Origin of the sequence: Enterococcus sp. ARL09-542 (assembly GCF_005234805.1) — a bacterium.
Lineage (GTDB): Bacteria > Bacillota > Bacilli > Lactobacillales > Enterococcaceae > Enterococcus_D > Enterococcus_D gallinarum.
In genome coordinates this window covers 97,552-123,350 of record NZ_QPQX01000008.1, presented here as the reverse complement: position 1 = coordinate 123,350, position 25,799 = coordinate 97,552, and the positions used below count along the sequence as shown (strand labels likewise).

The 25,799-nt window shown below is 42.3% G+C and carries 20 protein-coding genes; 13 read left to right on the top strand and 7 right to left on the bottom strand.

All coding sequences use genetic code 11. The features are described 5' to 3' along the window. Positions 1–163 precede the first annotated feature (163 nt). Positions 164–1,282: a tRNA 2-thiouridine(34) synthase MnmA gene (gene mnmA / locus DVW06_RS10380; RefSeq protein WP_003128164.1), complete on the top strand. Its 1,119-nt coding sequence runs from the start codon at positions 164–166 to the stop codon at positions 1,280–1,282. A 115-nt stretch (positions 1,283–1,397) separates the two neighbouring features. Here the strand turns inward: mnmA and DVW06_RS10375 are convergent, their stop codons facing one another. Beyond that, positions 1,398–2,273: an AAA family ATPase gene (locus DVW06_RS10375; protein ID WP_005470119.1), complete on the bottom strand. Its 876-nt coding sequence runs from the start codon at positions 2,271–2,273 to the stop codon at positions 1,398–1,400. 311 nt (positions 2,274–2,584) lie between these two features. Between DVW06_RS10375 and DVW06_RS10370 the strand changes: the two genes are divergently transcribed. Next, positions 2,585–2,962 carry a DUF1033 family protein gene (locus DVW06_RS10370; RefSeq protein ID WP_137264619.1) on the top strand — a complete coding sequence of 126 codons (378 nt, stop codon included), beginning with the start codon at positions 2,585–2,587 and terminating at the stop codon, positions 2,960–2,962. Next, positions 2,895–4,967: a DNA topoisomerase III gene (locus DVW06_RS10365; RefSeq protein WP_005470120.1), complete on the top strand. Its 2,073-nt coding sequence runs from the start codon at positions 2,895–2,897 to the stop codon at positions 4,965–4,967. Before DVW06_RS10370 ends, DVW06_RS10365 begins: the two co-directional genes overlap by 68 nt. A 130-nt stretch (positions 4,968–5,097) precedes the next feature. Here DVW06_RS10365 and DVW06_RS10360 read toward each other — a convergent pair whose 3' ends face one another. Genes DVW06_RS10360 through DVW06_RS10350 form a run of 3 tightly spaced genes read right to left on the bottom strand, consistent with a single transcriptional unit; the run spans position 5,098 to position 9,054 of the window. Beyond that, the gene (locus tag DVW06_RS10360; protein ID WP_005470122.1) at positions 5,098–6,651 is read right to left on the bottom strand and encodes a response regulator; all 1,554 of its coding nucleotides are present in this window, start codon (positions 6,649–6,651) and stop codon (positions 5,098–5,100) included. After that, entirely contained in the window at positions 6,651–8,078 is a 1,428-nt protein-coding gene (locus DVW06_RS10355; protein WP_137264618.1) for a sensor histidine kinase, read from the bottom strand. The genes DVW06_RS10360 and DVW06_RS10355 overlap by 1 nt, the downstream gene beginning before the upstream one ends. A gap of 10 nt (positions 8,079–8,088) precedes the next feature. Next, positions 8,089–9,054 carry an ABC transporter substrate-binding protein gene (locus tag DVW06_RS10350; protein WP_021150555.1) on the bottom strand — a complete coding sequence of 322 codons (966 nt, stop codon included), beginning with the start codon at positions 9,052–9,054 and terminating at the stop codon, positions 8,089–8,091. A gap of 252 nt (positions 9,055–9,306) precedes the next feature. On the opposite strand from DVW06_RS10350, the gene chvE reads away from it, so the two are divergent. From chvE to DVW06_RS10325, 5 genes are all read left to right on the top strand, one after another. Further along, positions 9,307–10,404 carry a multiple monosaccharide ABC transporter substrate-binding protein gene (gene chvE, locus DVW06_RS10345; RefSeq protein WP_021150554.1) on the top strand — a complete coding sequence of 366 codons (1,098 nt, stop codon included), beginning with the start codon at positions 9,307–9,309 and terminating at the stop codon, positions 10,402–10,404. Between the two features lie 196 nt (positions 10,405–10,600). Continuing rightward, on the top strand, positions 10,601–12,130 hold the full coding sequence (mmsA, locus tag DVW06_RS10340) for a multiple monosaccharide ABC transporter ATP-binding protein (protein WP_003128175.1): 1,530 nt from the start codon (positions 10,601–10,603) through the stop codon (positions 12,128–12,130). 1 nt (position 12,131) lies between these two features. Beyond that, positions 12,132–13,331, top strand: a complete 1,200-nt coding sequence (gene mmsB, locus DVW06_RS10335) for a multiple monosaccharide ABC transporter permease (RefSeq protein WP_081131024.1) — start codon at positions 12,132–12,134, stop codon at positions 13,329–13,331. Between the two features lie 12 nt (positions 13,332–13,343). Further along, positions 13,344–13,676 carry a PTS sugar transporter subunit IIB gene (locus DVW06_RS10330; protein ID WP_003128178.1) on the top strand — a complete coding sequence of 111 codons (333 nt, stop codon included), beginning with the start codon at positions 13,344–13,346 and terminating at the stop codon, positions 13,674–13,676. A gap of 236 nt (positions 13,677–13,912) precedes the next feature. Next, positions 13,913–15,358 carry an alpha-L-fucosidase gene (locus tag DVW06_RS10325; protein WP_029486307.1) on the top strand — a complete coding sequence of 482 codons (1,446 nt, stop codon included), beginning with the start codon at positions 13,913–13,915 and terminating at the stop codon, positions 15,356–15,358. Between the two features lie 146 nt (positions 15,359–15,504). Here DVW06_RS10325 and DVW06_RS10320 read toward each other — a convergent pair whose 3' ends face one another. Together DVW06_RS10320 and DVW06_RS10315 are read right to left on the bottom strand one after the other, a co-directional pair. Beyond that, a complete protein-coding gene (locus tag DVW06_RS10320) occupies positions 15,505–16,614 on the bottom strand; it encodes an ABC transporter ATP-binding protein (protein WP_003128181.1) in 1,110 nt (369 codons plus the stop codon). Positions 16,615–16,722: 108 nt separating this feature from the next. Then, a complete protein-coding gene (locus DVW06_RS10315) occupies positions 16,723–17,628 on the bottom strand; it encodes a helix-turn-helix domain-containing protein (protein ID WP_137264617.1) in 906 nt (301 codons plus the stop codon). A 154-nt stretch (positions 17,629–17,782) separates the two neighbouring features. On the opposite strand from DVW06_RS10315, the gene DVW06_RS10310 reads away from it, so the two are divergent. The 5 genes from DVW06_RS10310 (at position 17,783) to DVW06_RS10290 (ending at position 25,247) form a co-directional block, all read left to right on the top strand. Next, positions 17,783–18,877 carry a GntR family transcriptional regulator gene (locus DVW06_RS10310; RefSeq protein ID WP_003128184.1) on the top strand — a complete coding sequence of 365 codons (1,095 nt, stop codon included), beginning with the start codon at positions 17,783–17,785 and terminating at the stop codon, positions 18,875–18,877. A 37-nt stretch (positions 18,878–18,914) separates the two neighbouring features. Further along, entirely contained in the window at positions 18,915–20,507 is a 1,593-nt protein-coding gene (locus tag DVW06_RS10305) for a xylulokinase (RefSeq protein ID WP_041119874.1), read from the top strand. A 21-nt stretch (positions 20,508–20,528) separates the two neighbouring features. Next, positions 20,529–21,224, top strand: a complete 696-nt coding sequence (locus DVW06_RS10300) for an L-ribulose-5-phosphate 4-epimerase (protein WP_137264616.1) — start codon at positions 20,529–20,531, stop codon at positions 21,222–21,224. A 19-nt stretch (positions 21,225–21,243) separates the two neighbouring features. Beyond that, positions 21,244–22,668: an L-arabinose isomerase gene (araA, locus tag DVW06_RS10295; RefSeq protein ID WP_137264624.1), complete on the top strand. Its 1,425-nt coding sequence runs from the start codon at positions 21,244–21,246 to the stop codon at positions 22,666–22,668. Between the two features lie 215 nt (positions 22,669–22,883). Continuing rightward, positions 22,884–25,247, top strand: a complete 2,364-nt coding sequence (locus DVW06_RS10290; RefSeq protein WP_029486312.1) for a phosphoketolase family protein — start codon at positions 22,884–22,886, stop codon at positions 25,245–25,247. Between the two features lie 63 nt (positions 25,248–25,310). On the opposite strand, the gene DVW06_RS17210 is transcribed toward DVW06_RS10290, so the two are convergent. Further along, entirely contained in the window at positions 25,311–25,484 is a 174-nt protein-coding gene (locus tag DVW06_RS17210) for a hypothetical protein (protein WP_005470142.1), read from the bottom strand. Positions 25,485–25,799: the final 315 nt, after the last annotated feature.

Here is a 25,799-nt window from a genome sequence, read left to right as displayed (position 1 = left end):
TGAATTTAAAGAAGTATCTAAGTTTTTTACAGGAAAAGCTAAACCGATGAAACTCTCCGTGAATTTTTTGCCAATCTGTTGTATAATGCAAATTACTGAAAAGTTGCGACCTTCAAATCGTAGATGATTTCAGAATCTATAATTGAAATGATGGTGAAAAATCATGTCTAACGAAAACACCCGTGTGGTGGTTGGAATGAGTGGCGGGGTGGACTCGTCGGTAACAGCACTTTTGCTGAAAGAACAAGGGTATGATGTTGTCGGGATCTTTATGAAAAATTGGGACGATACCGATGAAAATGGTGTATGTACTGCAACGGAAGATTACAAAGATGTGGCTAAAGTAGCAGCTCAAATCGGCATTCCCTATTATTCAGTCAATTTCGAAAAAGAATATTGGGACCGCGTTTTCGAATATTTCTTAGCTGAATATCGAGCTGGACGTACACCAAACCCAGATGTTATGTGTAACAAAGAAATCAAATTCAAGGCCTTTTTAGATTATGCCATGGATCTTGGTGCTGATTATGTGGCAACTGGACACTATGCTCAAGTCGAAACGGATGAAAATGGGGTTACCCATATGCTGCGCGGAGTGGATAGCAACAAAGACCAAACGTATTTCTTGAGCCAACTGTCGCAAGCACAATTGAGTAAAACCATGTTCCCTTTAGGCGGCATGGAAAAATCTGAAGTACGGGCCATTGCTGAACGAGCTGGTTTAGCAACAGCTAAGAAAAAAGATTCTACAGGTGTTTGCTTTATCGGTGAAAAGAATTTCAAACAATTTCTAAGCAATTACTTGCCAGCAAAAAAAGGCAACATGGTCACATTAGATGGTGAAGTCAAAGGACAACATGATGGTCTGATGTACTATACCATCGGCCAACGTCAAGGATTGGGAATCGGTGGCGGCGGCACTTCACAAGAACCGTGGTTTGTTGTCGGCAAAGATTTAGCAACAAACACATTGTATGTGGGACAAGGATTCCACCATCCAGCATTGTATGCGGATCGGTTGGAAGCAAGTCAAATCCACTTTACGACAGACACGGATCGTCCAAGTGAATTCAAGTGCACAGCCAAATTCCGTTATCGTCAACAAGATGTCGGCGTCTCTGTCCGCTTGCTAGATAATGACCGTGCCGAAGTGATCTTCGATGAACCCGTTCGGGCAATCACCCCAGGACAAGCAGTGGTCTTTTATGATGGCATGGAATGTCTTGGCGGTGGCTTGATCGATGCCGCTTACCAAGAAGCAAAAGAATTGCAATATGTCTAAACGATTCGAACGATTGCAGCAGTGATAATTGAAACGATCCGAATGATCAGTGATGCCTGTATGGATTTGCAGGCATGATCTTTCGGATCGTTTTCTATGTGATTCTAGGAGATTCTTATTGATCGGTACGTCTTTTTTCATCTTCAAAAGCTTCTTGATGCATTTGGAAAAAGCGGTAGTAGGTCTGAACATTTTCCAACTGTGTCCAGCGACGCACATCCACCGGCTTTTGATCCAAATCGTAGATCTTTGCTTCTTTGATGGAGAGGACAAAAGGGCTGTGGGTAGCGATGACAAATTGACAATGTTCGTAGCGGGTCATGTCTTCGATAAATGCGACTAACTCAATTTGTCGTTGGGCCGACAGTGAATTTTCTGGTTCGTCTAAAAGATACAGTCCATTAGGCACGATTTTTTCTTGGAAAAAGCTTGCCGCGTTTTCTCCGTTTGAGAATTCACGGACATTATCCATCAGATTTTTACGTGTGAATTTCGATTGTGTATTGGAACGTGCGAGGTTGATTTTTTTTAATCTCTCATAGTCTTCAAAGCCTTTAAAACGAAAATTTGCATATTTGGCTTCAAAATATTCGTCGAAGATTTCTTCTCGGCGGCGATCAATGCCTTGATTCAAATTGCGAATGTCGAGCATATAGTCGAATACGTCATCGCTGGTCAAAATTTGCTTGATTTTAGGTTCGTTGGTAACTATGCAATGGCATTGATCAAGGTAATCTTCAAAGAAGTTGGAACGATTATAAGCGGCGGACCGTTGCGCGCCGATCTTCTCAGCAAGGACGTTCAGTGCGGTGGTTTTTCCTGAACCGTTGCCTCCGTAAAGGATAGTGATTGGTTCAAAATCGATTTGAGAAAAGGCGTTCTTTGACAAGACTTGATAGGGGTAATAGGAATCATAGACAGTTCGCATAATCCCCGCAAAAAATGACCCTTCGGATTCACGATCAGGAAAAGTAATTTGATTAAGGTACATCAACGCGCCAACTCCTAACAGATTTTTTGTTTAGTGTAACATAATTGTTCTTGCCATAAAAAAATTTTCCAAGTAAAATAATTTCACCTATGTAGAGTTGTTATCTTTTCTTGTTATATTCACATTCCCTGTGTTCTATGCTAGACTAAGGGTAACATCATTTTGATGTCATCTTAAGAGACAGTATAAAAACATAAAAAAACGATGATTTTTTGAATTTTTTAAAGGGTGCTTAATTGTTGAGACTTATTCCTTGCAACTTTTGGTAAAAGTGACTAATATGGGAAAGGAATCTTGAGAGGAGCGATGGGATGTATCAAGTAATAGTCATGTATGGTGATAACGAGCCATGGTGGTTTTTTGAAGGATGGCAGGCAGATATTCAAGAGGCGTTCACATTTGCATCTTTTGCGGAAGCACAGTCATTTTACGAAGAAAAATGGCACGAGATTCGGAAAGAGTATTCGTACATAAATGCAAAAACCAACTTTATGACGGCTTTTTGGAATGAAGGCGAAGAACGCTGGTGTGAAGAATGCGACGATTATCTCCAACAATATATTGGGTTGGCACTACTTAAAGAATACCAACAAGTCGTCGATGAAAGCAGGAAAGATTTTTATGAAACAACTAATTCTAGCGGAAAAGCCAAGCGTTGCCAAAGACCTCAGCAAAGTATTGGGTTGTAATCAAAAAAATAAAAATTATTACGAAGGACCCAAGGTAATCGTTACTTGGGCCCTTGGTCATTTATTAGGTCTAAAAATGCCCGAAGATTTAAACAAAGAATGGGCCTCGTGGCAGATGGAAACATTACCGATGGTTCCCAAAACGATCGGGATCAAACCATTGCCTAAGACGGGGCATCAGTTGAAAGCAATCAAACAACTGGCACATCGCAAAGATGTGTCGGAAGTCGTGATCGCTACCGATGCAGGACGAGAAGGCGAGTTGGTGGCCCGATGGATCTTAGAGTGGGTCCGCTGTGACAAACCTGTCAAGCGGCTTTGGATTTCCTCTCAGACCCCTAAGGCTATCAAAGAAGGGTTCTCAAAGTTGCAGCCGGCGAAGCAGTATGATAACTTGTATCATTCTGCCATTGCTCGGGCAAAAGCAGACTGGCTAGTCGGCTTGAATGTGACCCGTGCCTTAACAGTGAAATATCAGGATAATTTAAGCGCTGGCCGAGTTCAAACACCAACGCTTGCTTTGGTTCGCGCACAAGAGAAACAGATTGAAGGTTTCCGCCCCCAAACCTATTATGTCATCAACTTAGAAGTGGGCGACAGTAAAGCAAAGCGGCAACAAAGCAATCCTTATCAATTGAAAGACCGTAGCGAAGCCGAAGCACTGGTTCAAAAGATGAGTCAGCAAAATGGCCGTGTTGCGTCTATTGAAGAGAAGATCAAAACCGAAGCGGCTCCTTTACCCTATGATTTGACGGAGATTCAGCGAGAAGCCAATCATCGCTATGACTTTTCTGCCAAAAAAACGTTGTCATTGGTCCAAAGCTTGTATGAAACCCATAAAATCGTCACGTATCCGCGGACTGATTCAAAATACTTAACCAGTGACATGAAAGCAACGATGAAAGAACGGTTGCAAGCAGTGGCCGATTTTGCTCCTGAAGTCAAAAGCTATTTGAAAAATGGCGGTCAAGTTCAGCAGCAAGCTGTGTTTAATGATAAGAAAGTTACGGATCACCATGCCTTGTTGCCTACAGAGCAACGGGCACGTTATGAAAAATTGAGTAATGACGAACAGCGAATCTATCAAATGATCGTTGAACGTTTTTTGATGCTTTTTGCCAAACCGCATAAGAAGCAGCAGCAAAAAGTTACAGTCAAATTTGGTAATGAAGTGTTTGTCTTTACCCATAACACTGTGATCGAGGCAGGCTGGAAAAAGTCAAAAGAAGAAGCAACCACTGTTTCTTGGCAGGAACAAATGAGTGTCAAACCAACATTCAGTATTCAAAAGGAACTAACGACGCCGCCGAAACCATTGAATGAAGGTACGCTCTTAGGCAAAATGGAAAAACATAGCTTAGGAACGCCTGCAACGAGAGCTGAGATCATTGAGAAATTGATCAAGTCAGAGTTGATGGAGCGAACACCTAGCGGTTTACAAGTTTCGCCAAAAGGCAAGCAGTTGTTGGTGCTAGTCAACCCATCTTTAGTCACTCCGGAATTGACGGAGAAATGGGAAAAGGAATTAGAACTGATCGCTAAAGGAAAATACTCGGAACAAAAATTCCTTGCTCAGATAGAAAAACATACCAAGCAATTAGTCAAAGAAATCAAGCAAAGCGAAAGCAAATATCAAGACTTTTCCTTAACGCAAAAACGATGTCCTGAATGCGGGGAACCATTAAGGGAAAAGAGTACCCGAGATGGCAAGATCTATGTTTGTTCAAGTCAAACCTGTAAGTATCGTCGTCGTAAAGATCCTAAAGTGTCTAACCATCGCTGTCCACAATGTCATCGAAAGATGGAGATCATTGAAGGAAAGAATGGTGCTTTCTTCCGTTGCAAGTTCGATGGGATCACCGAGAAAATGGCAGATAAGAAAGAGCGTAACAAAAAATTGACCAAACATGAAGAACGCCGGTTGATGCAAAAGATCAATCAGGAAGAACCGCAAGAAAGTCCATTGGCTGCAGCATTAAAAGCGGCGATGGAGAAAAAAGAATGACGAACGGCTGAAGGCAAGACGCCAGTATTGATTTTGTTCGTTCAACGATTTTGCTTCTTGCATTATTTGCTAGCCTAAAAAACCAGTCCAGCCTTATGTATAAGGTTGGGCTGGTTTTTTTGAACTTCTGTCAATGGTGGATCTGACGATACTCTTTGGGTGAAATCTGTTCTTTTTTCTTGAATAGGAAAGAGAAGTAATTTGGATCATTGTAACCAATATCAAAGGCGATCTCGGAAAGGCGCAAATTTGTTGTGATCAGTAGTTTTTTTGCCAATGAAAGCCGCTGTTCTGTGAGGTATTCAATGAATGTGGCATCGGTTGCTTGCGAGAAAATCGTACTGAAATGGGCGGGGCTCAAGTTGACTTTTTCTGCAACGACATTCAACGAAATATTTGGATCAGAAAAATTTTTGTCAATAAACTGTTTTGCCTGACTGATCACACTTTGATACTTTGCCATTGCCGGATTGATTTGCTGCTTGACTAAGTATGTAAGCAGTGCAGTCACTTTGTCTTGGTAGTTGTGTGGCTCACTTGTCAGTTGGGATAAATAGTCTAAATCCGCAGTTTGAGCTAGCAAGTCCTTTTGTTCTTTGCCTTCACGCTTTTTTACCAGCGCAATCAATTCTACCAGAACAAAAAAACGATACATTTGGGTTCTTTCTGCAGTTCCTTGAGCGGACATGATTTCATTGACTAAGTCATTGATCGCCTCTGGCTCAGTCTGGGAGATTCGTTCGGCAAGGTCGATTTTGAAAGGATTCGTAGGAGATAATTCTCCTTCTTTCATATCATCCTCATAGCTAATGATCTTTTCCTTGCGGATGCCGCCATACGTTTTCAACATCCCGTTGGCTTTGTGATAGGAAGTTGGAATGTCCGAAAACCGCTCAACTACCGGTCCGATGGCAACTGCCACTTCCTCACTTGAGTCATGGGTGAGCGCTTGTGCCATTTGGTAGGCTTTCTCGAGTACAGCATCTTTGTTGAAATCAAAAAGCAGGAATTTGATGAAGCGACTGGAAATGCTGGAGAATAAGACTGTTTCATCGGAACCATAAGTAGAAGTCAACTGCTTACTGAAGCGGGTATAATCCGAAAAATTCTGATTGTATGGTGTCTTGGCCAACAAGACACAAAATTGTTTACCAGAAAAGGAACGCTTTAGCTCGGTCGCTTGCTGGAAAGCTTCTGAAATTGTGATTTTACTTGCGAAAAGAGTATTCAAAAAGAGATTCTTTCTGACCTCCATTCGCAGGAGTTCATCATCTTGTGAGAGATAGTGTTGTTCTTGGGACTGTTGGTCCAATGCAGCAATGACTTTAATCAATGTCTGTTCAAGGTCCTCATTTTTGATCGGTTTCAACAAATAGTCATCAGCTTGCAATTGTAGCGCTGTTTTTGCGTAATCAAAATCATCGAAGCCGCTAATAAAAATAATTCGAACAAGTGGCAATAATTTTTTGGCCTCTTTGGCAAAGGTCAGTCCATCCATAAAAGGCATTTTGATGTCCGTCAAAATGATATCTGGACGAATGTCAAGAATCGATGCAAGTGCCAACTCGCCATCTGCCGCTTCATTACTATAAATAATGGGGTATTTTTCAGCTAGAGAAATAATCTGATGCCGCAAGTTATCACGGATCAGGTGTTCATCTTCAACTATGAAGACTTTGTACATTAGTGGGCTCCTCCTTTTTTAGGAACGATGATCGAAATCGTTGTTCCTTGTGATTCAATACTCGCGATATCAAATTGTACGTCACTACCGTAATTTAGTAATAGACGACGATAAACATTATAAAGACCATACCCATTTTCTGGCTCGGGATCTGTATTTTCTTTCAGATTATGCTGGATGGCCATTAATCGTTCGTGGGAAATGCCAATACCGTTATCACGGACAGACATCTGGATTGTCTGTTCATATTCCTGAATCGTGATGGTGATTTTTCCTACTCGGCGTACAAACTTGGTGCCATGATAGACGGCATTTTCAACTAAAGGCTGTAGGATCATCTTTAAAACTAGTAGGTCTTGGGAAGTGGTCTGCTGGTTGATTTCATAGGTCAGCATCTCCCCATAACGGATCTTTAGGATCGTTAAATAGTCAGCAACATGGCGCAACTCTTTTGAAAGAGGGATCCAGTCGTGCCCTTTGCTTAGTGAAATCCGAAAAAAATCGGAGAGGGCGTACGTCATTTCAGTTGCTTGTTCATATCGTTCTACTTCGATCAAAGAGACGATCGCATCCAAACTATTGTAAATAAAGTGAGGCGTGATCTGTGCTTGCAACACACGAACTTCACTTTGAGCCAAATGGTATTGTTTCAAAGCATTCTCTTCTAATAAACGGGTTAAATCATCCGCCATTTTATTCAAACTGCTCGTCAATGTGCGCAATTCCGGTGTATCAGGCAGGACTGCTCGAAAGCCGAGATGCCCTTGGGCAAGTTCATCAGATAATTCGACTAGACGATCCAATGGATTTTGGAGATTTTCGCGAACAAAGCGGCGATTTTTAGAAATAAAGTAAATAATCAAAAGAATCAAAAGCAATTGAAAAGCGATCAATAACAAGACAGATTGAATCAAATCTTGATTGGTTTGACTTGCCAAACTAATCTCTACACGAACAAATTCCTGCAGGATTTCAGATAATAATTCAATCACAGAATCCACCTGGACCATCACATATTGATTTTTTTCTAGTGGTTCATCGTTAGCAATATTTTCGATGAGCTTGTTTTGGTAGGTTTCTAATGAATCCAGTGTACGTAAGGCAACAGCCAACGTGTTCTTTTCTTTGGCTGTATTCGTATTTGTTTGGATATGGTCAAGATCCGCGCGCAATTCTTCAATGACGTTGTTGACTTGAACATCCGCCACGCTCTTTTGGCCAAAGACAAGATCCCACATTTCTTCTAAAACAATTGCATCCACTTTACCCGAGAGCTGATTGGCTTCTTCAATATTGTTGATCGTATTTTGATAAATAAAAATTTGGCGGGAATAAAAGATACTACTGATCAATAAAGGAAGAAAAGCGACTAAGATCATCAATTTATTGGTTTGTTGGAAGATGCCCTTTATACTTGTCTTTTTCATGAATGACTCCTTAATAATTTCGGGGTGGAATCTGGTCAAAATCCATATCACTTGAAAAAACTGTCTCGTGGACATAGATTTCTTTTGGAACTGCACTTCTGCCCCGACTTAAATAACGGGAAATAGCATTTTTAACGAAGATACCAGCATCGGGATTACATTCAACAACGCAATTAACGATGCCGTTTTTCAAATTGTCGATCATTTCTTTTTGAGCATCAATCGTAACGATAACAATGTCTTTTCCAGGGACGATATCTGTTTGTTTCAAGGCTTCTAACGCGCCGATAGTCATTTCATCGTTATGACTGAATAAAACATCGATGTCGGCCATTTTTCCTTCTGCAATATATTGTTCAATCACTTCTTTGCCTTTTCTACGAATGAAGTCGCCATTCAAGGCATCAGTTACTTGAATAGTGACATTGTTTTTCGCATAATCTCGTTTGATGGTTTCTCGAAAGCCATCTGAACGTAGTTGCGTAGGGGATGTATCACTGAGTCCGGTCAACTCCAGCACGTTGATCGTTTCATTTTCATGATGCTTGAAATAATTGCTGACATAAAGGCCAGCTCGATTGCCTTCCGCTTTGAAACTAGGACCGATATGTGTCAAAAATAAGGAAGGATCTGCCAGATCCACATGACGATCAACGATAAAAACAGGGATACCTGCATTGGCCGCCTCTTCGAGTATTGGTTCCCAACCATCTTCTTGTAATGGAGTAAAGACGATTGCATCTACTTGGTAAACGATAAAACTGCGGATATCTTGGATCTGTCTTTCTTGATTCATATAGCCATTTCGATAAAGTACTTCATACCCTTCTTTCTCTAACTCTGTCCGAATCGATTCAGTATGACGTTTACGCCAACTGCTTTCTGTACCAGATTGCGAAAAGCCAATGACAATGCTCTCTTTAGCAGATTCATTGGTCCCCTCAGCTGGTCGTTGGCAGGCGCTAAGACTGGTCATAAGCAGGATCGAAAGGAAGATGTGTAACCTTTTTTTATCCATAATTTCACCCCCGACCTCTATTTTACCAAAAAAAGGTAAGCGCTTTTCTTAATTTCAAGATTCCGAAAAAAAACAAGGTAATCGAAAGAAAATCAAGGTTTGAATTCCAATGTCCCAAGAAATCAAAGAAACTACCAAAAATAGTTAATGTAAGCGATTGCTGTTTTTTCTATACTTAGCCTGTAAGTAAAAGTATGGAGGGATCAATAAATGAAAAGCACAATGAAAAAAATCGTAGGTATCGCTTCAACCGTTCTCTTGGGAGGGATGTTGGCAGCTTGCGGAAACGGCTCAGATAGTGGTGGAGCCAGCAGCGGGGACAAAGGGTTTGTGGGAATCGCTATGCCTACAAAATCAGCAGAACGTTGGATTGCCGATGGAAACAATATGGTAGATGAACTGGAAAAGTTAGGCTACAAAACAGACTTGCAATATGGCGAAGATAAGGTTGAGAATCAGGTCGCTCAAATTGAAAACATGATCACTAAAGGCGTCGATACATTAGTGATTGCTTCTATTGATGGTTCCGCGCTTACCGATGTTCTCGAAAAGGCTCATAACGAGGACATCAAAGTGATTGCTTATGATCGGTTATTGATGAATTCGGAGTACGTCGATTACTATGCAACCTTTGACAATTTCGGTGTGGGTGTTTTACAAGCTTCTTATATTGAAGACAAGCTAGGCCTGAAAGATGGAAAAGGACCCTTCAATATCGAATTGTTTGGTGGTTCACCGGATGATAACAATGCGTTGATCAATTACAATGGCGTGATGTCTGTTTTTCAACAGTATATTGATAGTGGTCAATTAGTGGTTCCTTCGGGTCAGACGAATTTCAACCAAATCGCAACACTGCGCTGGGATGGTTCTACTGCACAGGCACGGATGGACAACTTATTGAGTGCCAACTATACCGATAAAACATTAGATGCCGTTCTTTCTCCTTATGATCCAATCAGTTTAGGAATCATCTCATCCCTAAAAGGTGTGGGGTATGGTTCTTCTGAAAAACCATTACCTGTAATTACAGGACAAGATGCAACCATTGCTGGAGTTAAATCGATCATTGCTGGAGAACAAACGCAAACGATTTTCAAAGATACCCGAGTTCTAGCCAAAAACACGATCGAAATGATCGAAGCAATCGCCAATGGCGAAGAAGTCCCAGTCAATGATACCGAAACTTATGACAATGGGGTCAAAGTGGTACCGACCTATCTATCTAATCCAGTCTCTGTAGATAGCAGCAATTATAAAGAAGAGCTTGTGGACAGTGACTATTACACGGAAAAAGATCTGGGCTAGTTGTTGACAGTGGGGCTGTCAAAAGCGCAAAAAAGGTAAAAGAGCAGCTGAAGGGATAATGATCGGGGCAGATCAGCGGATACTCCAATGTTTTGCCCTGTTCTTTCTTGTTTGTCAAAGAGCCGTTCTTTTGAATGGATCATTTTATTTCTTCTGCAGAATCTCTGACTACATAAAAAGAAAAGGGTGAAAGGACATGGCAGATTATATTCTCGAAATGAAGAATATCGTCAAAGAATTTTCAGGCGTACGAGCATTAAGCAATGTAAATCTTTCGATCGAACGTGGTGAGATCCATGCGCTATGTGGTGAAAACGGCGCAGGAAAATCTACATTGATGAATGTGCTAAGCGGTTTGTATCCACATGGCACGTATGAAGGTGAAATATATTACGAAGGAGAGCTCTGTAAATTTAAAGATTTACGAGATAGCGAAGAAAAAGGGATCGTAATCATTCATCAAGAGCTGGCTTTAAGTCCTTATTTATCCATCAAAGAGAATATTTTTTTAGGAAATGAACAAGCCAAAAATGGCATCATCGATTGGAATATCACAGAAAAGAAGACCGATAATTTATTAAAAACAGTTGGCTTGCGTCTTGATCCTAATACATTGGTTTCACAAATCGGTGTAGGGCAGCAGCAGCTAGTAGAGATCGCCAAAGCATTTTCTAAATCAGTCCGATTATTGATTTTAGATGAACCAACAGCCGCTCTGAATGAAGAAGAAAGTGCCAATTTACTAGAATTGATCAAAGAATTTCGTAATCAAGGGATTACTTCCATCATTATTTCTCATAAGTTGAATGAAATAGTCAATGTCGCCGATCGCATCACGATTTTGCGCGATGGACAAACCATTGAAACGATGGCTGGCAATCAGATTTCTGAAGAGCGAATCATTCGCGGGATGGTTGGTCGTGACTTGACGAATCGCTATCCGGAACGGCATCCCCAGATTGGTGATCCTTTTTTTGAAGTGAAGAATTGGACCGTTCATCATCCTATCGATACAAATCGAATCGTGAACGAAGACCTCAATTTGATGATCCGCAAAGGAGAAATCATCGGCATTGCTGGGCTTATGGGCGCGGGACGAACAGAATTTGCGATGAGTGTCTTTGGGCATTCCTATGGCAGCAATATCACGGGCGAAGTCTATAAAGAAGGGCAACAAATCTCCGTAAAAGATGTTCCAGCTGCCGTTAGAAATGGGCTTGCGTATGTCTCAGAGGACCGTAAAGCATTAGGACTTAATCTATTGATGGACATTCGGGAGAACACAACGATTGCTAGTCTGAATAAAATCAGTCGCAACGGTGTTTTGGACAAAGAGAAAGAAGTAATTTTGGCAGAAGAATACCGCAAAAAAATGCGGACGAAAACCAATTCAATCTATCAAAATGTTGGCAGCCTTAGCGGCGGAAACCAGCAAAAAGTTGTTTTGGCTAAGTGGTTGATGACGGAACCGGATATTTTATTTTTAGATGAGCCAACACGAGGAATCGATGTTGGAGCAAAATATGAAATTTATACGATCATTGAAGAAATGGCATCTGCGGGTAAAGCAATCTGTATCATTTCCTCCGAGCTGCCGGAACTTTTGGGTATGTGTGACCGGATCTATACGATGAATGAAGGGCGTTTTACAGGAGAAGTATTGCGGCAAGATGCGGATCAAGAACTGCTGATGAACTTGATGACATTAGAAGAGAGTGGGGTTTAGGATGGAAACAACGAATAAATTAAAAAAAGTGCAAAAACATTCTATCAAAGACAAAGCGTTAGAGATTTTTAGCAAATACAGCATGATTATTATCCTGGTCGTCTTATTGATTGCCTTTCAAGCAATGACAGATGGTATTTTCTGGCGACCATTGAACATCACCAATCTTGTTTTGCAAAATAGTCATATATTGGTTTTAGCTGCGGGGATGTTACTAGTTGTCTTGTTAGGGCATGTCGATTTGTCTGTCGGATCTGTCATGGCGTTTGTTGGCGCAATCGCCGGCGTCTTGATGGTCAATAATGGCATGAGTCCCTGGGTGGCTGTGCCATTATGTGTACTGATTGGTGCGTTGATTGGCGCTTGGCAAGGTTTCTGGGTAGCTTATGTGGGGATTCCTGCTTTTATTGTTACGTTGTCTGGACTGTTGATGTTCCGTGGATTGACTCAAGTCGTTCTGGGAGGACAATCTTTAGCACCATTTCCTACCTCGTTTCAAAAAATTTCAACAGGCTATTTACCTGATATTGTCAGCGGCGATCATATTCATCTCCTTTCAATGATTATCGGTGTCGGTATCACGGCACTATTGATTTTTGGTCAATGGCGAACCCGGGAACGCCGCAAGAAAAATTTGTTTGAAGTAGAGTCCACCAGTACCTTTTTGTTCAAAGCTCTTTTCATCGGCGTCGTTTTCATTGGCGCAACTTATGTGTTCGCTTCTTATCAGGGTTACCCGATCATCTTGATTTTATTAGGAGTCATCGTCGCAGCATATGGATTCTTAACAAATAAAACAGTTGCCGGTCGTCAAATCTATGCAACTGGTGGAAATAGGAAAGCCGCTGAACTGTCAGGAATCAAAACGAAAAAAATCACTTTCTGGGTCTTTGTCAATATGGGCGCGATGGCGGCATTGGCAGGTTTGGTTTTGGCTGCCCGATTGAACGCTGCGACACCACAAGCAGGAACCTCTATGGAACTGGATGCCATGGCTGCCGTTTATTTTGGCGGTGCCTCAACTTCTGGCGGAATCGGAACGATCATGGGTGCGATCGTCGGCGGATTAGTGATGGGAGTACTGAATAATGGGATGTCGATTCTAGGTGTAGGGGTCGACTGGCAACAGGCAATCAAAGGATTGATCTTGCTGTTAGCAGTTGTCTTAGATATTTATAATAAGAAAAAGAAAATATCTTAGGAGGCTGTAAATATGGGGACAGAAGCACAAAAGACGATCTTATTGATCTGTACAGCAGGCATCACAACAGGTCTATTAGTGAAAAACATGCAGCGAGCAGCGGATGAACAAGGAATAACTGTCCATATTTATTCAGCACCAGCAATCATTGCTGAACAAATCATTCAAAATCAGACTGTTGATGCATTACTGATTGGACCACAATCGAAATATGAAATCAATCGCTTAAAAGATTTTTTGAACTATAAAGCAGTTCCGTATAAACTAATCACACCAGAAGATTACGAGCTTCTTGATGGTGAAGCGGTCTTAGCAGATAGTTTAACATTATTGCAGTTGAATTAGTTCTCGGCTATTCTGGTGTTGCAATCCTGAACGCAACCTGTGGAAAAAAACTATGTGAAACAAACTAAACTATGTAATTTAGAGTAGTGGCTTGTCAATTCATTTGGCATCTACTACTCTATTTGCTGTAAAGACCAAAAACAAAACAACTGCGGTTAGTGAGCCATCGCCAGTAAGAACACTTATCTGAATGGGTTCCAGTTTGCTGACAATCAGTTGGAGAAAGGGGAAGTGCGATGAAAGTTGAAGAATTGACGGCGATCCGTCCGAGTTACCGTCAACTACTATGGCAAGCACGGGAATTTTATGGCTTTATTCATTTTGGCTTGAATACCATGACGAATCGGGAATGGGGAAATGGGAGAGAATCCTTAGCACTATTTGACCCGCAAGCAGTGGACTGTAAAGAGTGGGTCACGCTTTGCAAATGCAGTGGGATGAAAGGGATGATCTTAACCTGTAAGCACCATGATGGCTTCTGTTTATGGCCCAGCAACTATTCGCAGCAGACAGTCGCTTATACACCTTGGAAAAATGGCAAAGGAGATTTAGTCAAAGAATTGTCGGAGGCTTGTCAAGAAGCAGGGATGGCGTTTGGCATCTATCTTTCTCCGTGGGATCAGCACGCCGCAAGCTACGGCACCGGACAGGCCTATAACGAGGTGTATGTGGGTCAATTGACAGAATTATTGACGCAGTATGGTGAAATAGCAGAAGTGTGGCTTGATGGAGCCAATGGAGAAGGACCTAACGGAAAGCGGCAGTTTTATGACTGGCAAAGATATTATCAACAGATTCGGCAATTACAGCCGGATGCTGTGATTGCCGTTTGCGGTCCAGATGTTCGCTGGATCGGAAATGAAGCCGGGCACACAAGGCAGAATGAGTGGAGTGTCGTTCCCCGTGAGCTATTGGATGCCGAAAAGACGGCCGAAAAATCACAACAAACAGACACAGCAGAATTCCGGACGACAATCTCAAGTATGGCAGAAGATTTAGGTAGCCGATCTGTATTGAGAAACTACGATTCCAACAGAGATTTAGTCTGGTATCCCGCAGAGGTCAATCTATCAATCAGACCCGGCTGGTTTTATCATCCGGAAGAGGATACAGCAGTGAAAAGTGCCGAAACATTATTTTCTTTGTATCGGAAAGCGGTAGGAGGAAACGCGGTATTTTTATTAAATGTTCCGCCAATGCCCAATGGGGCGATCCACCCGAAAGATCAGCAGTCACTGATGCAATTAGGGCAATATCTACGGCCATTACAAACGGATCAGCCGTTGTACCAAGGACAGATCACAGCTTCTTCCCAAAAATCACCCTGGGATCAAGAAAGCCTGCAGAAGGTTACCTCATCAAAGAAGACGTATTGGCAACCTGCGGATAACGATCATGAGCCGTGGGTAACAGTGACTTTTGCACAACCAACACAAATCAATACAGTGATTTTACAAGAAGAAATCCGCGAGAGTCAGAGAATTGAAAAAGCAGTACTTTATTATGAAAAAGATGGCAAGGATTGCTTTTTAGCAGAATGCGGAACTGTCGGGTATAAGAAAATCATTGATGTCGACCCAGTTACTACTAAAAGAATCAAAGTTGTTTTCTTGGCATATCGTCAATACCCAACGATCAAAAAATTTTATGTACGCTTTCTTGAGAAGAGAGCTTCAAAGTAGTCCCTTCACCTAAAGAGAATCCACCCAAAAACAGACAGCCGCAGGGCTGTCTGTTTTCAGGGGATACAAATAAGGAATAAAAGTGGATATTAGTTAATTGCAACTGTCTAGGGGGCAAACCAAGGACAGTGCAAGAAAACTACAAATTAAGGTAACGTGATCACATTCTCAGATGTCTTATCAAAGAAGTGGGCTTTGTTGATGTTGAAAGCAAGATCAATCACTTCACCTGGACGATGGAAGTCACGAGCATCTACTTTAGAGATAAACTCAGTGGAACCAATCTTTGTATAAAGCATTGTTTCAGCACCAAGCAGTTCAGAAACGACTACTTCTGCACGGACAGTTGCTTCTGGTGAAGCTTCCAATGCGATTTGTTCGCTGTGGATATCTTCTGGACGGATACCAAAGACTAATTCCTTGCCTTCGTACCCTTTTTCGATAAGGACTTTGTTTTTGCCTTCAGGAATACGTAAGTTTAATCCATGGCCGTCTGAGATCATGCCGTTTTTCAAAGTAACTGTAAAGAAGTTCATAGCAGGTGAACCGATAAAGCCGGCAACAAACATATTTTTAGGTGAGTTGTACACTTCTTTCGGTGAACCGATTTGTTGAATAAATCCGTCTTTCATAATAACGATTCGGTCTGCCATTGTCATCGCTTCTGTTTGGTCATGGGTTACATAAATCGTAGTTGTTTCAAGACGTTGATGCAGTTTCGCAATCTCCGCACGCATTGCTACCCGCAATTTCGCATCTAAGTTTGACAAAGGTTCATCCATCAAGAAGACTTTGGCATCACGTACGATGGCACGACCCAAAGCTACCCGTTGACGTTGTCCACCAGATAGTGCGGCTGGTTTACGGTCTAGATATTCTGTCAATCCTAAGATCTCGGCAGCATTTTCTACCCGTTTTTTGATTTCTTCTTTATCGTATTTACGTAATTTCAATCCGAAAGCCATGTTGTTGAAAACTGTCATATGTGGATACAACGCATAGTTCTGGAATACCATGGCAATATCACGATCTTTTGGTGCGACATCGTTCATTACTTTGCCGCCGATGGATAATTCTCCTTCAGAAATATCTTCTAATCCAGCGATCATCCGCAGCGTTGTTGACTTTCCGCAACCGGAAGGTCCAACAAAAACAATAAACTCGCGATCAGAAATATCTAAATTAAAATCTGTTACAGAATAATTATCATTGTTGTCGTATTTTTTATGCACGTGTTTCAGAGCCATTTCTACCATTAGGATTACCTCTTTCCATTTAGTTTACACCTGTATCATAAATGAAAACGCTTTGATTCAGCAACGAAAATATGCACAAGAAAAAAAACGTTTTCTTGTGCAAGTTGTTCAATCGGCTGGATGAGCGAAATTTTTGATAAGAAAATAGCACAGCAGCAGATCATCCATTTCTTTTAAGTTCAGATTAGTCATACTTTGGAATTTATCGATCTTATAAAGTAGTGTATTGCGATGCATGAAGAGTGACTTGGCTGTAGAACTGGCATTTCCTTGATTTTTCCACAGCGACTCGATCAAATGGATAAGATCGCTTTCCTGAAACCAATCCTGATAAAGTGTTCGAAATAATAGTTGATAGTCGGAACCGGCAGTGCTTAGCAAATGGATTAGAGATGTAGCCAGATCCAAACTTTTTAAATTGGTTTGTCGAGTCAATTGTTGAAAAAGAGTCATTTCTTCAGTCAGCAGAAGTGTGAAATCATGGCTCGAATGGTGAAACGGCCCTACAAATAAATGCGAGTAGCAGTCAAAATCCATATCTAAAGCAACAAATAAACCATCCAGTTCATCTAAGCGCAAGTTCTCACCAACCCGCTGTTCAACAATCAACGCACTGTCTTCGGTAACAAAAAAGAGGTCGACGACATGGGGGAGCATTTGCTGGATCTCTTGCAGCCACTCAGTCTGCAATAAATCGATCCCACTCGTAAATTTCACTTGCAACAAACGATAATCACCGGTCTCATTTATCGGCTGATGTTCAAATAAAATCGGGTACCATGGTCGAAAACGGTTGTCGATTACCGGAAACAGTGCACCGCTGCCTAATTGCAGCATGATTCTTTCTTTTGCCGATAGATCGGCAGTAGGCAGCCAGATGAATTTCTGACCAAATGGAATCGATTCGATTCCTGGATCTGTTGATTTTGCTGGATGCAAAGCAGCGTTTGGGTAATTTTCTTTAATATCTTTAAAAGAGAAAATAGGAAGAACCTCCTTTGCTGTCGTTGTCATTTATTGTATAGCAATTCATCTTTTCTGAACAGTTGCAATTGATCGAATCGTGCATTTAGCAGAGGCTGCCACTGACTATTATATTTCTGCTTCAGGTAAAAAATTGATTTTTACAAAATTACATTGACAAGAAAGCGCATTCTAAATATACTATATGTACGGACAACTTTCGAAAGATGGGATTAATATGACAACGAAGTACGAACAACTTGCGAATGAATTACGGGAAAACATCCGTTTAGGAACCTATAAAGAAGGAATGACGATTCCTTCGGAGGCTGTATTACAAGAAGAATATCATTTGAGCCGACATACCGTGCGACAAGCGATTGCTTTGCTAGTAAACGAAGGCTATTTACGTAAGGAAAGAGGATCTGGTACGTACGTTTCAAAACCTGAGAATCTTCCGCAACGCAGCCATAAAACGATTGGCATCATCATGACGTATCTGTCGGATTATATCTTCCCTTCAATTATGCGCGGAGTCGAGCAGACATTGCGGGAACAAGGCTATTCTTTGCTGTTGGGATCAACAAATAATGACCATGAACAAGAACGAGCTTGCCTTCAACAAATGATGGACCAAGGAGTAGATGGCTTAATCGTTGAACCGACGAAGAGCAGTCAATACAATCCCAATTTGGCCTACTACATGGCATTGAAAGAAGCAGGGATTCCGCTAGTGATGATCAATGCCTACTATGAAGAACTGGATCTGCCTCATATTTGTGTCAATGACACTCGTTCAGGCTATCTAGCCACGAATTATTTATTGGAACAGCAGCATCAACACTTGATGCTGATCACTAAAATTGATGATTTACAAGGGAAATATCGGATGAAAGGTTTTGTCAAAGCTTTGGAACAAGCAAAGAAAACATTTGCTGCTGAAGATGTCGTGACTTATACCACAGAAACCAAAGAGGCTGTCATTGCACAAGCGATTGACCGGTTGAACCAATCGAATGAGATCACTGGAATCGTCTGTTATAACGATGAAATTGCACATGGGTTGATCCAGCAATTAGAAGCCAATGGAAAGCGTGTACCAGAAGATTATTCAATTGTAGGAAATGATGATTCACCTTTAAGTACATTGACTTCACCAGGAATAACCACACTGGCTCACCCAAAGGAAGAGATGGGGATTTTAGCGGCACAATGGGTCACCTCAGGAACTACGTTGGAAGAAACGTTTTATTATGAGCCAGAATTGATTGTTCGCGGCTCCGTCATGAGCCATTCGTGATTTCATGTATATCAAAATTCAAAAGGAGAGAAGAGAAATGGAGCAGCAAATAAGTGAAGCGATTCAAGAAGGGCGCACGGCACTTGGAATCGAGTTAGGATCCACAAGAATTAAAGCTGTCTTGATCGATGAGCAATTTCAAACCATCGCAACCGGTAGTTATGAGTGGGAGAATCAGTTATTAGATGGTGTCTGGACCTATTCTTTGGCATCTGTCTGGCAAGGAATCCAAGAAAGCTATCAAGCATTAGCAGCTTCTGTTCAATCCCGATACGGGGAACCTTTGACGAGAATTGGTTCAATTGGTTTTTCCGCTATGATGCATGGGTATCTCGCTTTTGATGAGAATGATCAGTTATTGGTGCCTTTCCGCACTTGGCGCAATGCCAGCACAGAAGCAGCCGAAAAGGCTCTAACTGAATTGTTCCAATACAATATTCCGCAACGCTGGAGTATCGCTCATCTGTACCAAGCCATTTTGAATCAAGAAGCGCATATACCGGAAGTCAACTTTTTGACGACATTAGCGGGCTATGTTCATTGGCAGCTGACAGGTGAAAAAGTAATCGGTATTGGGGATGCCTCGGGAATGTTCCCAATCGACAGCCTACAAAAAGACTATGATCGACAGATGATGGCCCAGTTTGATGATCTGATCCTTCCAGAAAATTTACCTTGGCAGTTAGCAGATATTTTGCCCAAAGTCTTAGTGGCTGGTGAAGCAGCAGGCACTTTGTCGGCAGCAGGTGCTTTGCGGTTAGATCCAACAGGAACATTGTTGCCGGGTATTCCATTCTGTCCACCCGAAGGAGATGCGGGAACCGGAATGGTTGCGACGAATAGTGTTGCGCAAAGGAGTGGGAATGTCTCTGCCGGAACATCAGCTTTTGCTATGATCGTTCTTGAAAGCGGTCTCTCTAAAGTCTATCCAGAAATTGATCTGGTAACAACGCCAGCAGGAGATTTAGTTGGCATGGTTCATACGAATAATTGTACTTCGGAGATCAATGCATGGGTCAAAGTTTTTCGGGAATTTGTAGAAGCAGCAGGGGTCGAAATGAGCACAGAAGCTCTGTTTACGACATTGTTCAACCAAGCACTGAAAGGAGATCCTGACTGTGGTGGGTTGTTGTCTTATGGGTATTACTCAGGAGAGAATATTACAAAAATAGCAGCTGGTAGACCATTGTTTGTTCGCTCCCCAGAAAGCCGCTTTACTTTAGCAAACTTTATGCGGCTCCATTTGTTTAGTGCGTTTGGTGCGATGAAGATCGGGATGGATATCCTAACTAAAGAACAAGTCAAGATCGACCGAATCGTAGGACACGGAGGGATTTTCAAGACTCCGACTGTTGCGCAGCGGGTGTTGGCTGCTGCGATGGAAGCACCAGTGACGGTGATGGAAACAGCAGGAGAAGGTGGTGCTTGGGGCATCGCTTTACTGGCAGCATTTATGAAAAAAAAATCGGTAGAAGAAACACTTACAGTCTTTTTATCCAGAGTTTTCCAAGGAAAAGAAGGGACAACTTTAGCGCCATTACCTGAGGATATAGTTGGTTTTACTGAGTTTGTTAAGCGCTACCAACACGGTCTGCCGATCGAGCAAGCAGCGATCGATGGATTGATTTAAACAAAAATAGAGGTGAGTCATTTGTTAGAACAATTGAAAGAAGCCGTCTTCCAAGCCAATTTAGCTCTGCCAAAACAGGGCTTGATCAAATACACTTGGGGCAATGTGTCTGCCGTTGACCGCAGCCAGCAGCTATTTGTGATCAAACCTAGTGGGGTTGATTATGAAACGATGCAAGCTAGTGATATGGTGGTCTGCGATTTTGAGGGGAACGTTGTTGAAGGAAAGATGAATCCTTCTTCTGATACCCCTACTCACGCTGTATTGTATCGAGCGTTTCCAGAAATTGGCGGCATCGTCCATACCCACTCCACTTGGGCAACAAGTTGGGCACAGGCAGGAGTTGATTTGCCGGCAATGGGCACGACCCACGCTGACACCTTTTATGGCAGTGTCCCTTGTGCGCGCTTTTTGACACAGGAAGAAATTGACCGTGGTTATGAAGCAGAGACTGGAAACGTGATTGTTGAAACTTTCCAGGAACGCGGTATCCAACCTTTAGAGATTCCCGGCGTCTTGCTGCAGGGACATGGTCCATTCACTTGGGGCAAAGATGCTCAAAGTGCAGTCATGAACGCAGTCGTTTTAGAAGAAGTAGCAAAGATGAACGTTGTGACGCGTCAGATCAATAGTTATGCACCGGAACTGCCGCAGCGCATCCTTGACAAGCATTATCTACGAAAACATGGCAAAGATGCCTACTATGGGCAAAATTAATCAAGAAGGAGCAGACAATATGTTAGCAATCAGTAAAAAAGAATTTTGGTTCGTTGTAGGATCTCAGCACTTATATGGGGAAGAAGCCTTGCAAGAAGTCCGCGATCATACAGCTGAAATGGTCAAACGCTTGAATGACAGTGGAAATCTGCCTTATCCAGTCGTTTTACAAGAATTGGCAGTCACTGCGGACACGATTACAAAGATCATGAAGGAAGTCAATTATCGGGATGAAGTAGCTGGTGTCATTACTTGGATGCATACCTTCTCACCAGCAAAAATGTGGATCCGGGGAACGAAACTGCTGCAAAAACCATTGCTTCATTTGGCGACTCAATACAATGAACGCATTCCTTGGGAGACCATCGATATGGACTTTATGAATTTGAATCAGGCAGCCCATGGGGATCGCGAATATGGTTTTATCAATGCGCGTTTGCAGAAACAAAACAAAATCGTTGTCGGTTATTGGAAAAAAGAGACGGTCCAAAAAGAAATCGCAGCTTGGATGGATGTGGCGGTTGCTTACAATGAAAGTTTTGCTATCAAAGTCGCTCGTTTCGGCGACAACATGCGCAATGTTGGGGTAACAGAAGGGGACAAAGTCGAAGCACAAATCCAATTTGGTTGGACCGTGGATTACTTTGGCATTGGTGATCTTGTTCAAGTAATCGATGCTGTGACCGATGAAGAGATCAATGACTTGTTTGAAGAATACCATAATTTGTATGAGTTTGATCAGGGAGATTATGAAGCCGCAATCTGGGAAGCACATGTGAAAGTACAGGTCAAACAAGAAATCGGCATCCGCCGTTTCTTAGAAGCAGGAGGCTATAGTGCGTTTACGACCAACTTTGAAGATCTTTATGGCATGCAACAGCTACCAGGATTAGCTGTACAGCGACTCATGGCGGAAGGATACGGATTTGCTGGTGAAGGTGACTGGAAAACAGCAGCCATCGATCGTCTTATGAAGATCATGGCACATAATAAAGCAACCGGTTTTATGGAAGACTATACCTATGAGTTGACCGAAGGCAAAGAAGCCATCTTGCAGTCGCATATGATGGAAGTGGATCCAGTATTGGCTGTCAATAAACCAAAAATCGTCGTTTCGCCGCTATCAATGGGGGATCGAGAAGACCCAGCACGATTAGTCTTTGACGGACAAGGTGGCGCAGGAGTAGTTGTATCTATGGCCGACTTTGGCACTCACTATAAATTATTGATCAATGAAGTCGATGCTTTTGAGCCAACAGAAGCCGCACCTAAATTGCCGGTGGCTCGCGTGATGTGGACGCCTCGTCCCGACTTTCATCAAGGAGTCAAACAATGGATCGAAACGGGAGGCGGACATCATACGGTTGTTTCATTAGCGTTGACGTCAGATCAAATCGAGACGTGGGCAAAACTCGTTGGTTTGGACTATGTGACGATCAAGTAGCTATTAAAAAAGTAGACAAGACAACAGAAAAGAGCCAACACTGACAAGACCAAACCCTCTCATACTGAAACATGTTGGGAGGAACTCTGGTCTTGTTTTTTCTTGTGCTGAAGCAGACAAATCATAAGAGAGATGCAAGGTGTACAATCAGCAAAATTGACTTTTAAAATCGAGACGCATAGACTTTTAATTAAGAGAAAGCAAGGAGGAGTAGTATGGAGACAACATTTGATACCCAAGAGTATTTTGACAAAATGAATGCTTGGTGGCGGGCAGCCAACTATCTTTCTGTCGGACAAATCTATTTGAAAGACAATCCACTGTTACGGCGGCCCATTGAAGAAAAAGATCTGAAAGTCAATCCGATTGGTCACTGGGGCACCATTGCTGGTCAGAATTTTATCTACACCCACTTGAATCGTGTCATCAATAAATATGATTTGAATATGTTCTACATTGAAGGACCTGGTCATGGAGGTCAGGTGATGGTTTCGAATGCCTATCTGGATGGAAGTTATACGGAAATCTATCCAGAAGTAACCCAAGATGAGGCCGGGATGCAGCATCTTTTCAAAATTTTTTCCTTCCCAGGAGGAATTGCTTCCCATGCGGCACCAGAAACACCAGGATCGATCCATGAAGGGGGCGAACTAGGTTATTCCATCGCGCATGGAACAGGAGCTGTCCTTGATAATCCTGATGTGATCGCTGCTGTTGTGGTTGGAGATGGCGAAGCTGAAACCGGTCCGTTAGCGGGCAGCTGGTTTTCTAATACATTTATCAATCCGGTAAATGATGGGGCTGTTCTGCCGATCTTACATCTGAACGGTGCTAAAATCTCTAATCCAACGATTCTGGCTCGCAAATCGGATGAAGACCTAACCAAGTATTTTGAAGGAATGGGTTGGACACCTTATTTTGTTGAGGGAGATGATCCTGCTACTGTTCATCCGCAAATGGCGAGAGCATTGGACCGCGCCGTTGAGCAGATCAAAGCGATTCAAACCAAAGCTCGTCAAGGAAAAGCTGATGAAGCAGTCATGCCCCACTGGCCTGTTCTGATCGTGCGCACACCTAAAGGATGGACAGGACCAAAAATTTGGGAGGGAGAGCCGATTGAAGGCGGTTTTCGCGCCCACCAAGTACCTATCCCAGTCAATGCGCATCAGATGGAGCACGTGGATGCACTAATCGATTGGCTGAAATCGTATAAGCCAGAAGAACTCTTTGATGAATCTGGCCGCATCAAGGCTGAGATTCAAGAACTCGCGCCGAAAGGACAGCAACGGATGGCAATGAATCCCATCACTAACGGGGGAATCGATCCTCAACCGTTGAAAATCACCGATTGGCGACAGCATGCGATCGATATTGGTGTTCCTGGCTCAACCACTGCTCAAGACATGATGGAGTTCGGAAAGTTTGCTCGGGATTTGATTGTTGAAAACCCGACTAATTTTAGAATCTTTGGTCCGGATGAAGCCAAATCCAATCGTTTGAACCATGTTTTTGAAGTGACAAATCGCCAATGGTTAGAACCAAAACAGCCAAACTATGATGAATGGCTAAGTGCTACCGGACGGGTGATTGATTCCCAATTATCGGAGCATCAAGCAGAAGGCTTCCTAGAAGGCTACGTCTTAACTGGGCGTCATGGCTTTTTTGCTAGCTATGAATCTTTCTTGCGAGTGGTTGATTCCATGATCACTCAGCACTTTAAGTGGACGCGTAAATCGAAAGAATTGCCTTGGCGCCATGCCTATCCGTCATTGAATTTGATTGCTTCCTCAACCGTATTCCAGCAAGACCATAATGGGTATACCCATCAAGACCCAGGGATCATGACACATATCGCTGAGAAAAAAGCGGAATTCGTACGGGTCTATCTACCAGCAGATGCCAATAGCTTGATGGCTGTAATGGCAGAAACATTCCAAACTGAAGAACAGATCAATCTGATTGTTTCTTCGAAACATCCTCGGCCGCAGTTTTATACGGCAGAAGAAGCGGAGATATTGGTAAAAGACGGCTTAAAGATCATTGATTGGGCTTCAACAGACCAAGGAGAACCTGATTTGGTGATCGCTGCAGCAGGGACAGAGCCAAATTTAGAAGCTCTCGCTGCTGTAAGCCTGCTGAATGAGGCGTTTCCAGAGTTGAAAATCCGCTTTATCAATGTTGTTGATTTATTGAAACTACGTCATCCGGATGTCGATCCTCGTGGATTGACAGATGAAGAATTTGAGGCTTACTTTACTAAGGACAAGCCAATCATTTTTGCTTTCCATGGCTATGAAGGACTGATTCGGGACATTTTCTTCGGCCGCAAGAATCAGCGTCTGCATATTCATGGCTATCGTGAAAATGGCGATATCACCACACCATTTGACATGCGGATCTTATCTGAACTTGATCGCTTCCATTTAGCGAAAGACGGCGCTGAGTGGGTCTATGGCGAACAAGCTGCCGACTTTGCGCAACGAATGACAGAGACGGTTGCCTATCACCATGACTTTATCCGTGAGAATGGCTATGACATTGCTGAAGTCCAAGATTGGCAATGGAAACCATTGAAATAGAAGACGAATCAAACAAAAAACTGTCCAGCAACGATCAAGAGATCTGTTGTTGGACAGTTTTTTTTAAACAGAAGTCAAAATGCGATAAATTCCAATGAAGAAAGCTTTGATGCCTCGAAAGAAGCGGTTCTTATCGGTCAATTCATGATAGACTTCGGCGATCGTGCGACGGGTCAATAAATAGAAGAGAAATCCAATCAAAAATGTGAAAAGGAAAAAGAAAAACAACAGTCGCATAAATCATCACCTAAATTCTTACTCATTATTTCTTTATCTTAACAAAAAAAGCAAGGATAGGCGAAGCGATTTGATTTGGAACTGTAGATAAGGTTGGAGTAAAAAGCAAATCAACTATTTCACTGTCTGGAGAAATAGTTGATTAAGAGAAAGCTGCGATGAATAGTAATATATTCAGAGAATGTAAAATAATCTATCTGTCTCAAAAACCTTCGTTTTTGGGACAACACGAAAATAGACATCCGAAAACTTCGAATGTCTTACAAAACTTGAATTATAGATTTTTGTCGAAAAAATGTCTAAATGAGAAACTAT

Coding starts and splice junctions, on each gene's coding strand:
- mnmA (WP_003128164.1), top strand. CDS start 164: ATGTCTAACGAAAACACCCGTGTGGTGGTTGGAATGAGTGGCGGGGTG.
- DVW06_RS10310 (WP_003128184.1), top strand. CDS start 17,783: ATGTACGGACAACTTTCGAAAGATGGGATTAATATGACAACGAAGTAC.
- DVW06_RS10290 (WP_029486312.1), top strand. CDS start 22,884: ATGGAGACAACATTTGATACCCAAGAGTATTTTGACAAAATGAATGCT.
- mmsB (WP_081131024.1), top strand. CDS start 12,132: ATGGAAACAACGAATAAATTAAAAAAAGTGCAAAAACATTCTATCAAA.
- DVW06_RS10315 (WP_137264617.1), bottom strand. CDS start 17,628: ATGACAACGACAGCAAAGGAGGTTCTTCCTATTTTCTCTTTTAAAGAT.
- DVW06_RS10375 (WP_005470119.1), bottom strand. CDS start 2,273: ATGTACCTTAATCAAATTACTTTTCCTGATCGTGAATCCGAAGGGTCA.
- DVW06_RS10360 (WP_005470122.1), bottom strand. CDS start 6,651: ATGTACAAAGTCTTCATAGTTGAAGATGAACACCTGATCCGTGATAAC.
- DVW06_RS10305 (WP_041119874.1), top strand. CDS start 18,915: ATGGAGCAGCAAATAAGTGAAGCGATTCAAGAAGGGCGCACGGCACTT.
- DVW06_RS10350 (WP_021150555.1), bottom strand. CDS start 9,054: ATGACCAGTCTTAGCGCCTGCCAACGACCAGCTGAGGGGACCAATGAA.
- DVW06_RS17210 (WP_005470142.1), bottom strand. CDS start 25,484: ATGCGACTGTTGTTTTTCTTTTTCCTTTTCACATTTTTGATTGGATTT.
- DVW06_RS10325 (WP_029486307.1), top strand. CDS start 13,913: ATGAAAGTTGAAGAATTGACGGCGATCCGTCCGAGTTACCGTCAACTA.
- DVW06_RS10355 (WP_137264618.1), bottom strand. CDS start 8,078: ATGAAAAAGACAAGTATAAAGGGCATCTTCCAACAAACCAATAAATTG.
- DVW06_RS10330 (WP_003128178.1), top strand. CDS start 13,344: ATGGGGACAGAAGCACAAAAGACGATCTTATTGATCTGTACAGCAGGC.
- DVW06_RS10370 (WP_137264619.1), top strand. CDS start 2,585: ATGTATCAAGTAATAGTCATGTATGGTGATAACGAGCCATGGTGGTTT.
- DVW06_RS10320 (WP_003128181.1), bottom strand. CDS start 16,614: ATGGTAGAAATGGCTCTGAAACACGTGCATAAAAAATACGACAACAAT.
- DVW06_RS10365 (WP_005470120.1), top strand. CDS start 2,895: ATGAAACAACTAATTCTAGCGGAAAAGCCAAGCGTTGCCAAAGACCTC.
- mmsA (WP_003128175.1), top strand. CDS start 10,601: ATGGCAGATTATATTCTCGAAATGAAGAATATCGTCAAAGAATTTTCA.
- araA (WP_137264624.1), top strand. CDS start 21,244: ATGTTAGCAATCAGTAAAAAAGAATTTTGGTTCGTTGTAGGATCTCAG.
- chvE (WP_021150554.1), top strand. CDS start 9,307: ATGAAAAGCACAATGAAAAAAATCGTAGGTATCGCTTCAACCGTTCTC.